Genomic DNA, 15,271 nt, shown 5'->3' with positions numbered 1-15,271 from the left:
CAGTTCGCCCGGCTTTTGTGGTGTATAAGGGCAGGCAACTTAGCCTGATTCTTTCATTGCGATGCCATGCAAATAGTCGTGGATCGCGGGAGGGACTTGAGGGAGAGCCGTTAGCGTCAGCAGCGCGGCGCTAGGCTCCGCGTCGATAGGAAGCACGTTATAAGTCCATTCTGCTTCCTGCTTCATATAGACGGCGTTAATGCCGCATCGAACGGCGGGCAGGACATCGGTTCTAACCGAATTTCCGATCATCCAGGTATTAGCCCTGTCGAATGCTCCGGCGGTTAGGATTTGCTCCAGCGCTTCGGTATTTTTATGTTGCCTGACGTATATCCGATCCCCGAAATAACGTTCAAGTCTCATGCTTTCGATTTTCTTGTATTGGATCAGCACGTCACCGCCTGTGTACAGATGAAGCTCATGTCCATTGCCGGCGAGGGATTCCAACGTCTCCTCCATCATGGGGTAGGGCTCAACCTGAAGTTCATAGACGCTATTGCCCAGCTTCCAAAGCTTTTCTTCGTCTAAAGGGGATGGAGCGCGACCGGTTAACTGCTGGAAGTAACGATAGGTATCGATGAAAGATTGCGGGAAATGCTCGCTCTTGAAGCCGAGGATCTGCACGCCGGCGATATCGATTTCCGTTTGCTTCGCTGCGATGTCCGCTCTTGAAATTCCGGCGGTACCGAACCGATCCATCATCTCGTCCGCGAATCGATCCAAGATAAAGTTAAAATATTTATTGCAATAGACAAGCGTATCGTCAAGGTCGAACATAATTTTTTGGCTCATACGTATGCGGTGCTCCTAACTCGAATGCGTAGTCCGACCGTATTCAGAATATCGTTCGATCGGCATAATGGTGTCGGTAGCTTAGACCAATTTTCTCGTCCTTTTTCATTATGGCGGGTGAAAACAGGTTTGTAAATGAGAGGAAAGAGGAAAACTAGGAAGAAACCCTTCGAAAACGAAGGGCGGGGGGTGATGAGAAATGACTAAAGGCAAAAGTCAAATCGAGCAACGGAACAACATGAAGGCTAAAGACAAGGAACAGGATATTCAGATCCAAAAGATGCAGAGATATCCGCCGAGCTTAAACGGGATCAATAAAAATTTACCCTGATTAAACGTCTCCGTATCCTATCCCTAGCCGCAACGTCGTTTCGTCCGCTATCCCGTTCCCGGTTCCTTCCTGCGTCATGCGTATTTCATTATTTTCTCGGCGAGGTCTCGCTTGATGAATCTAATGCGTTGACGAACATAGAAGTCGTAGCTGCCTCCGCTTAAATCGCGGGGGCTCATTGTATTCCCTGTGTCGTTATCAATGATGACGAGCTTCCCGTCGGTGTAAAATTTGAAAGTTAAGTCTCGAGACGGCCTGGATCCTCTAGGAGGCTCCAGGTAACGGAGATGTTCACAGTTCACCATCCATTATCCCACCTATAGAAACAAAATTAGAACGTATGTTCTTGTTCTTTATTATACCAAACACTTGTTCGTATGGCAAGGGATTACATAATGCCTTACACTAGATTCATATTGGATTGAAGGGGTAGGGCAGCTATGATCGTAATTTCAGGTTTGACCCGGAAAATTCCCGAAGGGAAAACGATACTCGATCATGTTACGACGAGGTTGGAGCCGGGCACTTTTATTGCCGTCGTAGGCTCCAGCGGCAGCGGAAAGTCCGCGTTGCTTAAAGCGTTGGCATTGAAGGAAGTATGGACCAAGGGTGAGTATAGAGTAGACGGCAAGGATTTGATGGAAGCCGGATTTTTCGCCAAGATGAGATTCCGCAGGCAGGTCGCATTTCTGGAACAGAAGCCTTTGTTGTTCGAGAAAAAATCCGCGCTGAAGAACGTTCTCATCGGCGCAGCGGAACAGACGCCTTTATGGCGCCGGATTACGGGCATGGTTAGAAGCGATGATCATATGGGCGCGATGGAGATGCTGGAGCATGTCGGCTTGATGGAGAGGGCGAAGCAGCCCGTCGAGAAAATGAGCGGCGGCGAGCGTCAGCGGATCGCGATTGCACGATCTCTCGTGCACGGTGCCAGGCTTGTGCTTGCGGACGAGCCAGTATCGGGTCTGGATCCGCACTCCGCGGAAGAGATGATGAGAACGCTTAAAAAGCTTTGCCATGAGAAGGGTACGACGATCGTGGCCGCGCTGCACCGGGTGGAGTTGGCGGAGAAATTCGCCGACGAAATATGGGGAATGCAGGATGGTCGGCTCGTGATCAACATCAGGGGTAGGCGATTGACCGCTTCCGAGAAAATAAGGCTGACTTAATCTAGATTAGTCTTAACCCAGTCGCGTGTAACCAGACGTTCGGATTGCCTCCAAGAGGGAGCAACGCGAACGTCTGGTTTTGTTGGATAACAAATTGCTGTTTTACTGTGTATTATCGGTATTGCTTTCCGGATTTGGCTCATTCGCCAGTTCGTGCAAGGAAGGGATTTTACCGTGTGGCTGCTGGTTCTGTTTGCGGCTTTTCCATGTGCTTTCCCTGCGTCGTTTGGAAGCGGGCATGTGATTCCACCTTTCGTATATATTATTGATTACATGAGTTATCGTGTCGTTAGCGGACCGCGCTTATTCACGATTAATCGAGAAGATGACCCGAAGGAGCGTGTGCTTTTTAATGGACAAAAACGTCGCTGATTTCGTATTCCCGATACTTTCCGTTAATATCGGAAGCGTTCAATCGGGAACCTATAAAGGAAAGGAAACGGAATCGGGCATTGGCAAAAGCAGTGTCGATCGCGTATTGGCTTTGTCCAAGCTGGGATTGTCGGGCGACGAACAGGCGGATATGGTCAATCATGGCGGAGTCGATAAAGCGTTATGCGTGTACGATCACGGACATTACTCTTATTGGGAAACCGTGCTTAAACGCACGATGCCCTTCGGTTCGTTCGGAGAGAATTTCACGGTGAGCCGATTGCAGGAAGCCGTCGTACATATCGGAGATGTTTTCGAGGTCGGATCGGCTGTCGTGCAGGTGAGCCAGCCTCGTCAGCCGTGCTGGAAGCTTGCGATGAGATGGGGGCTGGACGAGTTCCCGTTATTGGTGACGCAAAGGGGGGCTACCGGCTTTTACTTCCGCGTGTTGGAGGAAGGCGAAGTCTGGAAAGGGGATACGTTGAAGTTGAAGCAAACACATCCGGCGGGAATAACGGTAGCAGAGGCGAATCGGGTTATGCATAAAGACAAGAACGATTTGGAAGGTATTCGCCGGTTGCTCGACTTGAAGGAGTTGTCGGCTAGCTGGACGAAGACGTTTAACGCGAGGTTGGAGCGGTTACAAGGAAAATAGGTAGTAAATAGTTGAATTCGTCTGCGCTGTCGGCAATTCGCAAGGAGTTACAAGTCCAAACCAGGTAATTCTCGTCGCTGTCGGCAATTCGCAAGGAGTTACACATCCAAACCGGGTAATTCTCAGCGCTGTCGGCAATTCGCACGGAGTTACACGTTTAAACCGGGTAAGTCTCAACATTGTCGGCATCTCGCTCGGAGTTACACGTCCAAACCAGGTAATTCTCGTCGCTGTCGGCAATTCGCAGGCAGTTACACGTCTAAACCGGGTAATTCTCGGCAATGTTGGCAATTCGGACGGAGTAACACGTCGAAACCGGATAATTCTCAGCGCTGTCGGCAATTCGCAGGCAGTTACACGTCTAAACCGGGTAATTCTCGTCATGGCGGCTTTTCGCACGGAGTTACGCATCCAAACCGACTAATACTTCAGAAGTTGATCATACTAACAATTTTTGTTAAAATCTTTTTATTGATAATTCATGCGTGAAGCACACGCCGTCTGCTCCCAATGTGGAGTGGGCGGCGTTTTTGATTTCAAGAGGAGGGTTCGACGTGTTTGAAGATGAGTATGCGGCGTTATACGAGAAACAACTGAGGGAGGCTCGAGGGCAACGAAGGGAAATGCTGGAACGCGATTTGTCCGGAACGAAAAAAATGCTTGAGATCATTCATCCGATCATCGGAACGCTAGAGGGGATTATATTGGAGCATGAAATGGTTGGTTTGTCCGGTGTTAAAATCTATGGGGATGCGTTCATTTCGTCGCTGAGAACGGTAATCGAGGAAGAAAACTATATTACTCATGCGGAGAGTATTACGCGGAAGCGATTTACTTTTGAACGCGCACGCATGCGCTCGGTCGGAGCATTAGGTTTTACATATTATCCATATGGAAGAGATGAACTCGAACAGCAGCCGGATGTTTGTCGTAGAGACTTGCAAGACTTGATAAGTCTGAAAATGACCAGTAAGGCGTCCGATTTTGCCGCGCTTCCTGTTCTCGAACGAGAGGTACTTCGCTTTGCAGCGGCGGCGAATCCACATTCCTTTAATCTTACGGAATTATCGGAGTGGCTTCACATCAAGAATGAGGCGAGCGGCAGATTCGCGAAAAGCCTTGAGAAAAAGGAGTTGCTAACCAAAGTCGGCGGAGGAGAGCGAAGGTGTCACGAATTCACGATCTCGGAGAACGGTCTTGCGGTACTGTTGGGTAAGTCCAATCATCATGCTTGGAAAATTTAAGGGGTGAGAGGACCGTGTCTTCCGGGCATTGTGCTTCTAACCAGCTACACAAAGTTGACTATATAAGTAGTCCGAGCTTTGATCGCTGGTAGTCGCCCTATTTTTCACGAAAGCAGTTTCCTGAAAATTTCCATCTTAATGGGTGAACAAAGGTCAATGCTTCCGCTCCTCGAACATATAATGAAGAAGGGAGGCGGTAGACGTGAATACGGCGCAGCGATTGGGGTATGGCAAAGAGGAACGGCTGTTAATCGTGAATGCGGACGACTTCGGCCTGTGTCGAAGCGTGAACGAGACGGTAACTGCCATGCTGTCCGATAAGGCGGTCAGCTCGACGACGATCATGATGAACTGTTCTTGGTCCGCGGACGCGGTCGGCATGATCCTGGCAACTGACCCTAACGCCGATGTCGGCGTTCATTGGACGTTAACGAGCGAATGGCCTTCTTATAAATGGGGAGCGCTATGCCGAACCCGGCCAACGATAACGCTAGCGGGACCGGATGGTTGGTTCCCCGAGACGATAGCCGAAGTGGAGCAGAGGGCGGATCCCGAGGAGGTTCGCCAAGAGTTGATCGCCCAGGCGAAAGCCGCCATTCAAGCCGGACTCACTTTATCTCACGCCGATAATCACATGGGTAGCTTGTACGGGTTTCATTCCGGAAATGATCTGCTTCCGGTTGCCTTCGACGTGTGCGCCAGCTATGGTCTTCCCTTTCGGCTGCCGCGGCGATTGATGCCGGTCGGAGGAAGGTCGATTCCGACCGAGCTCCACGATCGCGCCAAGATTCGCGTGCGGCAAGCGGACGACCGCGGAATCGTGTTGCCGGATTATGTTCTGGGACCGGAGTATCGCCTTAATCCTGGAGAGAGCTATGAATCAATGAAGGCGGAAGGCGTAAGCTTGATCCGCCACCTGTTGCCCGGGGTGACGGAATGGATCGCACATCCCGCAAGCGTAACGGAAGAGCTTCGCTCGTTCCATGGCCATCCGGACAAACGGGGGATGGAGGTCGTCTTCTGGAGGGACGAGGAAGTTCGTGCGATCCTCGCGCAAGAGCAGATCAGGTTAATCGGCTGGAAAGAGCTGCAGGAGCTGCAATCGACCCTCTCCGCGTGAATTTATCGGCAGCAATTGCCGTTTTTTAACAGAGTCGGAAGGATTTCAGCGTTTTATCGCGAAATAATTAATGTTTATGTATTACCAATTTTCTGAATTATCCTCCAACTCAACGCGAAAGGGGATTGCAGAACGACATGGTCATGTTGCCCAAGGTTAACGAGCTCGGTTTTTTTGAAATTCGTCTGGAATCCATCGGAGGGCTAGGCGCCAATCTGGCGGGTAAAATGTTGGCGGAAGCAGGAGTTATGGGAGTAGGTTTGAACGGCGTTAGCTTCAGTTCCTACGGATCCGAGAAGAAAGGATCGCCGGTTAAGGCGCACATCCGATTCTGCGATATCGATACGCGGATAAGGGACACTTCGCCGGTCGAAAGACCTCACGTCATCGGCATTTTCCACGAAAACCTCTCCAAGACGATCAACGTTATTTCCGGGATGTATGAAGACAGCATCGTGCTGGTCAACTCCAAGAAATCGCCAGAACAGCTCAAAGACCAGCTCAAACTCAAAGGCGGCATCATCGCCGTGGTGGACGCGACCGGCATCTCCATGTCGGAGAACAATCGCGCGAACATGGCCATGTTGGGCGGACTATTCCGATTATGCGGATTTTTGGATGCCGAATTCATGAAGGGCGTCATTCGCAAATCGCTGGAGAAAAAATATCCCGCGGCCGTACAGCCGGCTTTGAACACTTTCCAACGCGGCTACGACGAGGTGAAGTTCCAGTCCTATTCGTTGGCCGAAGGAGACGCAATGCCCGATTTCGTCCGCATGGACACGCCGGTGCTCGGCTACGAGACGCAGCCGCTCGGAGGAATCATCACGAACCCGGGCAACAGCATCCTGAAAGATCTGAGTATCTCGAGAGCGGGAATGATGCCACACTTCGCGGACGACAAATGCATCCACTGCGCGGCATGCGATAACGTTTGTCCGGACTTTTGCTTCGTGTGGGAGGAGCAAGCGGACAAGAAAGGCCGACCGCAAATGTTCTTGCAAGGCATCGATTATCAATATTGCAAAGGCTGTCTCAAATGCGTCCAGGCTTGTCCGACCGACGCTCTTTCCTCTCACTTAGAGGAAGACGGCTATGCCGACGGCAACCGAGTACCGCACAAGTTCCAGCTAGCGATGGGATAGAGAGAACGTCACGTGTTCGTTCAACGAGAAACCGATAGGAAAGGTGGAGTCTGACATGTCAGTTGACATTCGCAAGGAAATGGGCCGGCAAGGTACCGTAGAACAACGAATCGTCTATGAATCAGGCAACGAGATGGCCGCATACGCCGCACACCAGATTAACTATCACGTCATGGGGTATTTTCCGATATCCCCGTCGACGGAAGTCGCGCAATTTCTCGATTTAATGAAAGCGAACGGCCAACACGACATCGTCTTGATCCCCGCAGACGGCGAACACGGCTCAGCGGGAGTATGCTACGGTGCTTCGGCCGCGGGAGGACGCGTATTCAATGCGACTTCTGCAAACGGTTACTTGTACATGTTGGAGCAAATGCCCGTCCAATCGGGAACCCGATTCCCGATGGTCATGAACCTCGTATGCCGATCCGTATCCGGTCCTCTCGATATCCACGGGGATCATTCGGATTTATATTTCGCCTTGAACACGGGCTGGCCGATCGTGCTATGCCGCGATCCGCAAGCCGTCTACGATATGAACATCATCGCGCTTAAGCTGGCCGAGGATCCGGAAGTGCGATTGCCCGTGCTCGTTGCCTCTGATGGATATTTCACTAGCCATCAGAAGCGCAGGGTTAATACGTTCGCCAATCGGGAAGACGTCCAGAAGTTCGTCGGAGAACGTCCGCCGGAAGGCTTCAAGCACGTGCTGGACCGCAACAATCCCATTACCGTCGGGCCTTACATGAACGAGCCGGATTATATCAATAACTGCTACCAACAGAGCTTGGCCATGTATCGCGCGGAAGCCGTTTTCGACCGGATACAGAAGGAATACGCGGAGCTGACCGGCAGGGATTATCCGATATTGGAGCTTTACAGAATGGACGATGCGGATGTAGCCGTATTCTTGCTCAATTCGTCGTCGGAGATCATCAAGGACGTCGTCGACCAGCTCCGTTCCCAAGGGATCAAAGCGGGAGCGATCTCGCCGAATATCATCCGTCCTTTCCCGGCTAAAGCCATTACCGAAGCGCTTAAGAACGTCAAAGCGGTAACCGTCGGTGATCGCTCCGATTCGTATGGCGGACATGGCGGCAATATGGTCATGGAAGTGCGCGCGGCATTGCAGCAGTACGGAAATTCGACAACGATGGTCATCAGCCGGATCTATGGCTTGGGCGGTAAGGATTTCTATGCCGAGGACGGACTGAAAATGTTCGAGTTCGCGATCGACGCGATGGCCAAAGGTTTCGTGGAGAAGCCGTTCGATTATCACGGCATTACGGCGGGGGATCCGTCCAAAGCGCCGCAGCGGGTGCTCGAACCGATGAAATACGAAGATTTGAAAACGGGGCTCATCACCGTAACCCAAGACGAAGCCACCGGCAAAATCAACGTACGAGTTCCGCCGCTTCGCGCGCTGACCAAGAAGCCCAAGCGGATCGCTCCGGGACACGGCGCCTGCCCGGGCTGCGGGATTTTCTCCGGCTTGGAATTATTCTTCAAGGGGATCGAAGGAGACATCGTAGCGCTGTTCCATACCGGATGCGCGATGGTCGTCACGACGGGGTACCCGTACTCCGCGCATAAAGCGACTTACATCCATAATCTGTTCCAGAACGGAGCCGCAACGATGTCGGGCGTCGTCGAGATGTTCCACGAGCGCAAGCGCCGCGGGGAGCTTGACGAGTACGGTCTGCAGGACGACTTTACATTCGTCATGATCACGGGCGACGGCGGTATGGATATCGGGATGGGGCCGGCGATCGGAGCCGCGCTTCGCAATCACCGGATGATTATCCTCGAGTACGATAACGAGGGGTATATGAATACGGGAGCCCAGCTTTCGTACTCGACGCCGATGGGTCATCGGACTTCTACGTCCAACGTTGGCAAGCACCAAGGGGGCAAAGTGTTCCACCATAAGGATACCGCGCAGATCATGGCCGCGACGAATATTCCTTACGTGTTCACCGGCAGCGAAGCTAGCCCGATAGACCTCGTGCGCAAAGGCGCCAAAGCGCAATGGTACGCTCAGAACGTGGGCATGGTTTACGGTAAAATACTCATTACATGTCCATTGAACTGGTTATCCGAAGATAAGGACGGCGCCGACATCATCGATTACGCGGTAAATACTTGCTTCTTCCCGCTGTACGAGGTGGAGAAAGGCGTTACGACGATTACCTATAACCCCGAAGAAAAGGGGAAAAGGGTTCCGGTCGGAGATTGGCTGAAGATGATGGGCAAGACGAAGCATCTGTCCAAGCCGGAATACGCCGACACGCTAAGAGAGTTCGAGCACGAGATCGAACGCCGGTGGAACATGCTGAAGGCGAAGCACGAGAATCCTTATTTATAAGAAAGGGTGCCCGTCCCCATGCCTTACGCAATGAGACATTCGCCTACGGGCACGCTGCTTGCCTGCGTGCAGCGCAATGGCTATAAGTTGGCGTACTACGGTCTGCTCCTCTGGGAGAACGATCCCAGTCCAGCGCAAATGTCCGAAGGATTGGCTGAAGCCGGAATCGAACCGAAAGATCCGGCGGGCAATCTCGCGGATTGGGAGCCTCTAATGCTAAGCGAACACGACGCGAAGATGGCTAACGTGAAGCTGCGTAACGATCCGGCAAGAGTCGTCGCTTATCGCGACGGGGTCATCGTCGCCAGCCATTTATAAGGTAGTTGATCCAACCCCCAAGGAGATGGAATCCGAGGGGGTTGGGGTGTATTAATCTATAGAACCACCTTCAAGAAAGCGGTTGAGCAGGAATATTCTGCTGAACCGCTTTTTTTGCATCGTCCGTTTTTCCGGACCCGCTAAAATTATTTAAAGAAAATGTCATCTGAACGACATTATGAGTCCAACGTTTGTGTTAGAATTCTCATATCCCATCGGAATAGTAAAGTATTAAGTTGGAGGATATGAAGAGGTGATTGGCTGCATGAGCGATAATAACGATCAATTGATCGTCGGCGATAAGGATACCGTCATGGATGTGATCGTCGATTCCTTTCATAAATACGGGGTTTCGAGGTCATGCGCCAAAAACGAGTTCATTTTTCGCGAGAATGATCTTCCTAACAGCGCTTATTACGTGGAGTCCGGTCTAATCAAAATCTCGCAATCCTCGCAAGAAGGTCAGGGGATTACTTTGTTCCTTCGCCATGCCGGAGAAATATTCGGCAACGCGGAAATCTTGTCGAACCTTCATCGCCAGCGCTATGCGAAGTGTCTTACGGACAGCGAGGTCGTCTCCCTGGACGCTCGAAAGTTTACGGAACTGGCTAGGGAAAACAAAGATTTTTCCTATTCCTTAGCCGTTATCGGGGCGCGAAGATTGCTGCAAACGCAGAAAATCGTGGAAACGTTAATCAGCCGACCGGTCTCCTGGAGGCTTGCGTGGTTTCTTGTGCAGATGGGGAAGCCAAGGGACGAACAATTGGAAATCCAGCTCCAGCTCAGTCACGAAGAAATTTCGTACGTTATCGGATGCAGCAGGCAAACGATAACCGAAACGCTGAATAAATGGAGCGAGAAAAACCTAATCGATTACACGAAGAAAAAAATCTTGATTTTCAATCCGAATAGCTTCTTCGAGGACTTATAGAGAGAACCGGGGGTGACAGCATGATCGACATCAAAAACGTAAGCAAAACCTACGACGATCGCAATAGAGGGCGATATAACGCGCTCAATCAGGTATCCTTGCATGTTAAAAAAGGTGAATTCGTTTCATTGGTCGGCCCTTCCGGATGCGGGAAATCGACTCTGTTAAATATGATCGCGGGCTTCGAGAAGACGGAAGAAGGAATGATCGAGGTGAACGGGGAGAAGGTCAAAGGACCCGGCCCCGACCGCGTGGTTGTCTTCCAAGAACACGGACTATTCCCCTGGTTAACCGTACTGGATAACGTGGCGTTCGGGTTGAAGCAGAAGGGAATGCGCAAGAAGGAACGGCACGAGCTTGCTCTCGAGCAGATCAAAGCCGTGCATCTTAGCAAATTCGCAGCTAGCTTCCCGCACCAATTGTCCGGCGGAATGAAGCAAAGGGTAGCTATCGCAAGGGCATTGGTCATGGATCCGGCTATATTGCTCATGGACGAACCCTTTGCCGCATTAGACGAACAGACGAGATTCATTTTGCAGAGCGACTTGGAAGAGATATGGGGAAGAACGCACAAAACGATTCTATTCATTACCCATAATATCCGCGAAGCGGTCATGCTGTCCGACCGCGTTATCGTCATGTCCACGCAGCCGGGCACGATCAAGAAGGAATTTAATGTTCAGGCTTCCCGGCCCCATAGCATCGGCGACCCCCTGATCCACCATCTGGAAAGAAAAATCACGGACGAGCTCGCGGACGAGCTTGAAAAGGTCGTGAAAGGGGAAATGGGCGATGACTATCGCATTAAGAAGAATCATTTTTCTGGTCCTTCTTCTGATAGCATGGGATTTGGGATATAGAATTTTTAATTGGGGGTGGAAGTTTCCTTCCCCGCAGCAAACATTCCAAGCTTTCTACGACGGATTTACGGAAGGGCCTCTATGGGGGGCGATCGTAGCCAGCCTTAGAAGATTGCTCATTTCGTTCGCTATTTCCATCGCGCTCGGTACGACGCTCGGTTTCTTGTTCGCGCGGTACCGGTTTTTGGATCAGACCTTCGGATTTCTGGTCGTCGCCCTGCAGACCGTTCCGAGTATCGCCTGGTTGCCGTTCGCGATCATCTGGTTCGGCTTGAACGATACGGCCGTCATCTTTATCACGACGATAGGCGCGACTTGGACAATGTCGATGGCAAGCCGAACCGGTATCATGAATATCTCCCCGATCCACTTGAGAGCGGCTCGGATGATGGGGGCGGGCAACGGGTTTCGCATGTTTTATCAAGTCATGGTCCCCGCCGCGTTTCCCCATCTGATGACGGGCATCCGCGTAGCTTGGGCGTTCGCATGGCGGGCGCTAGTTGCCGGAGAGCTAGTCGCGAGAGGAGTCGGACTTGGGCAAATGCTCCAAGATAGCCGGGATATCGGGGACACGGCGACGATCCTATGCATCGTCATCGTTATCGCGATCATTGGAACGTTATCGGATCACTTGTGCTTCAAGCGGCTGGAAGATCGAATAATGCTTAGATTCGGAAATATCAAATAACGGGAGACTTCTAAATATGAGAAAAACCACTTTGGCGATCAGCCTCCTTCTGATCTTAGGTCTAGTAGCTTCAGGCTGCGGTAACAAAGACGCATCGTCTTCGGATAACATTACCGTAAAGATCGGCTTGTTAAAAAACGTTACGCATGCTCCGGCATTCATCGCTCTTCAAAACGGATATTTTCAAGAAAAATTCGGAGAGAACGCCAAAATCGACGTGATGGCTTTCGACAATGGCTCGGACTTCTCTACAGCTATTGCGACCGGCGAAATCGACATGGGCTTCGTTGGCCCAGGTCCGGCGATTAATCAGTTCCTTAAAAGCAAAAATTTCAGGATCATTTCCGGCTCCAATAACGGAGGAGCGGTTCTGGTTGCGCGAACGGATGCGGGAATTAACGCCGTTAAAGATCTAGTTGGCAAAACAATCGCGATTCCGACGAAGGGGAGTACGAACGAAATATCATTGCGTCTGCTGCTGGAGCAAGAAGGGATCAAAGTGACGACGGATTCTTCCGGCGCGGAGATCATTACGAGAGCCCCGGCGGATACGTTGGTCGCCATGCGGCAGAAGGAAATCGACGCCGCTCTCGTGCCCGAGCCGTGGGGAACGCAGATGGTGCAAGAAGGTACCGCTCAAATTCTCGTCGATTGGGACAAAATTCCGCCGAATAACGGAGATTATCCGTTAACTCTCATGGCGGCAAACGATAAGTTCATTAAGGATCATAGAGATCTCGCGAAAGCGGCGATCGAAGCCAACCTTGAAGCTATTAGGTTTATACAAGACGACCCGACCAAATCTTACGAACTCGTCAGCAATGAGCTTAAAGAGCTTACGGGCAAAGGCATGGATACCGATCTTATTAAATCGGCATTGGATCATCTGAAACTGACGCATGAAGTCGACGCGGACGCGATTAATCTCATGGCGAAGGTTTCCTTCGACGCGGGTTATATCAAAGACGTGAAGGAAGAGGAACTGGATTTAAGCCCGATGCTGGATTTGAGCTTGCTGGAAGAAGTCACGCAAAACAAGTAATTTTCCAAGGGGATGAAGACTTGCATATACAAACACAAGATCATTTACTACCTGATTTCCATGAGCATATGAAGATCGTATTGTTGGGAACGGGAACGCCTAGAGCGTTTCCAGGCAGAGCGAAATCGGGAGTCGCGGTTCTGGCTGCCGGAAAGACGTTCTTGGTGGATTGCGGCGGAGCGGTCGTCGATCAGTTGATTAAAGCGGGTATTATGCCGCAGCGAATTTCCGACGTACTATTCACTCACCATCATAGCGATCACAACTCCGGATTTTTCGATGTCTTTATCTCAAGCTGGCGGACGCACGTCGTTACGGAACGCGTTTTCGAAGGCCGCTCGGTACCTATGAGCGTATACGGACCGACCAGCACCAAGGAAATCATAGGAAAAATGCGGGATTCATTCGAGTTTGACGTCAATTTGCGGGTTAATTACAACAAGTCGGCCGATCAAGGGGCGAATATCTTGTATTTCGAATCGAACGAGGGCGTTATTTACGATGAGGGCGGAATTAAAATCACCGCTTTCGAAGTGGATCATCGGCCGGTAATGCCCGCCATTGCCTATAAATTCGAATACAACGGCAAGTCCGTCGTTATATCCGGCGATACGGTGCCCGTTGCGAACATGGTTAAACACAGTCGCGGCGTAGACCTGCTCGTGCATGAGTCGTATAACAAGAAGTGGTTGGACGCGCTTATAGAGAAATTCCCGGCGCAAGCGACCGGTCTCGGGAATCCGGCAAAGTACCATTCTACGACATTGGAAGTCGCCCAAATCGCTAAGGAAGCGGATGTTCTCCATCTGGTACTTACTCATCATATACCGCCTCCGGCTGAGAACGAGGAAGCGGAAACGGATTACATTGCGGGGATGCGGGACATCTATGCGGGGAAAATCACGGTTGGACGGGATCTGATGTCATTCGATCTCGGAAAGCTGCCTGGTTGAAATAATACTTATCGTCAAAAAGTCCTTAACCAGCATAAGCGCTCCTGGCTATGCTGATTAAGGGCTTTGTTTATCAGGCGCTGGAAGAAATTATGCATCCGGGAAGATCGAAGCTTCCTTGCGGCCATGCTTCATTAAGAGCTGCGTGACTTTCTGCAAGCGCAAGCACTCGTGCGGCTTAAGCTCCCGTTGAAAGTAACCGTACATGTAAGCGGCTTCCAGAAAGGCTAGACTTGGGTAACAGATGACCGGTTGATGGGAGAACGGATTGTCCAGAACGATCTGCCACTCCCCGTTTCTCTCCGAACGAGCAATCTTATCCAGAGCTTCGTTCTTGCATTCGAAGATCAGGTCGAATTCGTTCCATATTTCGCGCCAAGAAGGGCTGAAGCGTTCCGGAGTTGGGAATAGGTCGCGCGCTTCCGTCAGTTTCCGTCCATACAATAACCGATCTTCGTCCGAATAAGTTTTCAATCCGCCGCGGAAGTCTTCCACGAATGCGTAAAAGGAAAAATAACCTGCGATTTCCATCTCCGCTCTGAACGTTTGTTCCGACTCCCGATTGTCGATTCGCATATAATGGAGAAAGGTCAACTCGCTCATCCCCGACAGCCCCTTAACAGAGATAATATGGAAACAATCTTCGAATATTATACCGTACGGTGTGTCATTACGCCCGGCTTTTTATGATATAATGAAAAACAATGCGCAAGACCGCGGAAGCTTTATAGGAGGGAATTACAAGATGAGTCGCCGTTTTGTCATCGAGGCTGTTATGATCGCCATCTACGGGCAGTTGCTGCTGCCGAAACGTCCTGTGGAATACAGGATTCCGTATACTTCGGTGATGGAGCTCTACGATATGAAAGATAGTCCCGATCCGGTCATGCCGGAATCGGAGGACGACGCGTACGTGAAATTGAAGATCGGCGAAATGATTAGTTATTTCGAAGATCCGTTTAATAAGAAGAAGATAGAGCGCGCGCTAATGGCTCCATGGAGAGAGAGTCCGCCGCTGCCTATTAACGAGAACGTCAGCTTAGTCATCGTTAACGCAGCCGAGAACATGCAGTATGGAGAGTTATTCGATCCGATCGAAACGGAAATCATTCTAATGACGATTCGTTTGCAATGTCCGGTATTGACGGATCAAATCGAGTTTCAAGACAAGGTTGTCCAGAATAGCATTCCAGTGCAGCTATTCGATATCGACGATTTCGAATTCGCCGTCGAAGAAGGAACGGAATCGACGGGAGAGTACACCGAATAACGAAGCTGCCGATAAT

17 protein-coding genes are annotated in these 15,271 nt (G+C 50.9%); 14 read left to right on the top strand and 3 right to left on the bottom strand.

The window, feature by feature from the left end; translation table 11 throughout:
• Positions 1 to 39: 39 nt before the first annotated feature.
• Entirely contained in the window at positions 40 to 792 is a 753-nt protein-coding gene (locus DFP95_RS12575; protein ID WP_115992987.1) for an HAD family hydrolase, read from the bottom strand.
• 199 nt (positions 793 to 991) lie between these two features.
• On the opposite strand from DFP95_RS12575, the gene DFP95_RS29625 reads away from it, so the two are divergent.
• Together DFP95_RS29625 and DFP95_RS12565 are read left to right on the top strand one after the other, a co-directional pair.
• On the top strand, positions 992 to 1,123 hold the full coding sequence (locus DFP95_RS29625; protein ID WP_281273413.1) for a hypothetical protein: 132 nt from the start codon (positions 992 to 994) through the stop codon (positions 1,121 to 1,123).
• Between the two features lie 440 nt (positions 1,124 to 1,563).
• Entirely contained in the window at positions 1,564 to 2,292 is a 729-nt protein-coding gene (locus DFP95_RS12565; RefSeq protein ID WP_115992985.1) for a phosphonate ABC transporter ATP-binding protein, read from the top strand.
• A 102-nt stretch (positions 2,293 to 2,394) separates the two neighbouring features.
• Here DFP95_RS12565 and DFP95_RS29135 read toward each other — a convergent pair whose 3' ends face one another.
• Positions 2,395 to 2,532: a DUF6254 family protein gene (locus tag DFP95_RS29135; RefSeq protein ID WP_220376385.1), complete on the bottom strand. Its 138-nt coding sequence runs from the start codon at positions 2,530 to 2,532 to the stop codon at positions 2,395 to 2,397.
• A 112-nt stretch (positions 2,533 to 2,644) separates the two neighbouring features.
• Between DFP95_RS29135 and DFP95_RS12560 the strand changes: the two genes are divergently transcribed.
• The 11 genes from DFP95_RS12560 to DFP95_RS12510 all read left to right on the top strand — a co-directional run bounded on the left by DFP95_RS12560 (position 2,645) and on the right by DFP95_RS12510 (position 13,985).
• Positions 2,645 to 3,319, top strand: coding sequence for an MOSC domain-containing protein (locus DFP95_RS12560; protein WP_115992984.1), 675 nt, complete (start codon positions 2,645 to 2,647; stop codon positions 3,317 to 3,319).
• 554 nt (positions 3,320 to 3,873) lie between these two features.
• Positions 3,874 to 4,563 carry a hypothetical protein gene (locus DFP95_RS12555; protein ID WP_115992983.1) on the top strand — a complete coding sequence of 230 codons (690 nt, stop codon included), beginning with the start codon at positions 3,874 to 3,876 and terminating at the stop codon, positions 4,561 to 4,563.
• A gap of 202 nt (positions 4,564 to 4,765) precedes the next feature.
• The gene (locus DFP95_RS12550) at positions 4,766 to 5,683 is read left to right on the top strand and encodes a polysaccharide deacetylase family protein (RefSeq protein ID WP_115992982.1); all 918 of its coding nucleotides are present in this window, start codon (positions 4,766 to 4,768) and stop codon (positions 5,681 to 5,683) included.
• A gap of 137 nt (positions 5,684 to 5,820) precedes the next feature.
• Positions 5,821 to 6,828 carry a 2-oxoacid:acceptor oxidoreductase family protein gene (locus DFP95_RS12545; protein WP_115992981.1) on the top strand — a complete coding sequence of 336 codons (1,008 nt, stop codon included), beginning with the start codon at positions 5,821 to 5,823 and terminating at the stop codon, positions 6,826 to 6,828.
• 55 nt (positions 6,829 to 6,883) lie between these two features.
• A complete protein-coding gene (locus DFP95_RS12540; protein WP_115992980.1) occupies positions 6,884 to 9,193 on the top strand; it encodes a thiamine pyrophosphate-dependent enzyme in 2,310 nt (769 codons plus the stop codon).
• Positions 9,194 to 9,211: 18 nt separating this feature from the next.
• Positions 9,212 to 9,511 carry a hypothetical protein gene (locus DFP95_RS12535; protein WP_115992979.1) on the top strand — a complete coding sequence of 100 codons (300 nt, stop codon included), beginning with the start codon at positions 9,212 to 9,214 and terminating at the stop codon, positions 9,509 to 9,511.
• Between the two features lie 265 nt (positions 9,512 to 9,776).
• Positions 9,777 to 10,442, top strand: coding sequence for a Crp/Fnr family transcriptional regulator (locus DFP95_RS12530; RefSeq protein WP_115992978.1), 666 nt, complete (start codon positions 9,777 to 9,779; stop codon positions 10,440 to 10,442).
• 20 nt (positions 10,443 to 10,462) lie between these two features.
• Complete coding sequence (locus tag DFP95_RS12525) at positions 10,463 to 11,302, top strand: ABC transporter ATP-binding protein (protein ID WP_115992977.1); 840 nt, start codon at positions 10,463 to 10,465, stop codon at positions 11,300 to 11,302.
• Complete coding sequence (locus DFP95_RS12520) at positions 11,235 to 11,990, top strand: ABC transporter permease (RefSeq protein WP_115992976.1); 756 nt, start codon at positions 11,235 to 11,237, stop codon at positions 11,988 to 11,990. The genes DFP95_RS12525 and DFP95_RS12520 overlap by 68 nt, the downstream gene beginning before the upstream one ends.
• Before the next feature lie 16 nt (positions 11,991 to 12,006).
• The gene (locus DFP95_RS12515) at positions 12,007 to 13,032 is read left to right on the top strand and encodes an ABC transporter substrate-binding protein (protein ID WP_115992975.1); all 1,026 of its coding nucleotides are present in this window, start codon (positions 12,007 to 12,009) and stop codon (positions 13,030 to 13,032) included.
• Positions 13,033 to 13,052: 20 nt separating this feature from the next.
• Positions 13,053 to 13,985 carry an MBL fold metallo-hydrolase gene (locus DFP95_RS12510; RefSeq protein WP_245987618.1) on the top strand — a complete coding sequence of 311 codons (933 nt, stop codon included), beginning with the start codon at positions 13,053 to 13,055 and terminating at the stop codon, positions 13,983 to 13,985.
• A gap of 90 nt (positions 13,986 to 14,075) precedes the next feature.
• Here DFP95_RS12510 and DFP95_RS12505 read toward each other — a convergent pair whose 3' ends face one another.
• Positions 14,076 to 14,588: a hypothetical protein gene (locus DFP95_RS12505; RefSeq protein WP_115992974.1), complete on the bottom strand. Its 513-nt coding sequence runs from the start codon at positions 14,586 to 14,588 to the stop codon at positions 14,076 to 14,078.
• Between the two features lie 142 nt (positions 14,589 to 14,730).
• On the opposite strand from DFP95_RS12505, the gene DFP95_RS12500 reads away from it, so the two are divergent.
• Entirely contained in the window at positions 14,731 to 15,255 is a 525-nt protein-coding gene (locus DFP95_RS12500; protein ID WP_115992973.1) for an ADP-heptose synthase, read from the top strand.
• Positions 15,256 to 15,271 lie beyond the last annotated feature (16 nt).

The organism is Cohnella lupini (genome assembly GCF_003386205.1).
Taxonomy (GTDB): domain Bacteria; phylum Bacillota; class Bacilli; order Paenibacillales; family Paenibacillaceae; genus Cohnella; species Cohnella lupini.
Note: the sequence above shows the minus strand (reverse complement) of the source record. Positions and strands in the feature narration are given on the sequence as shown.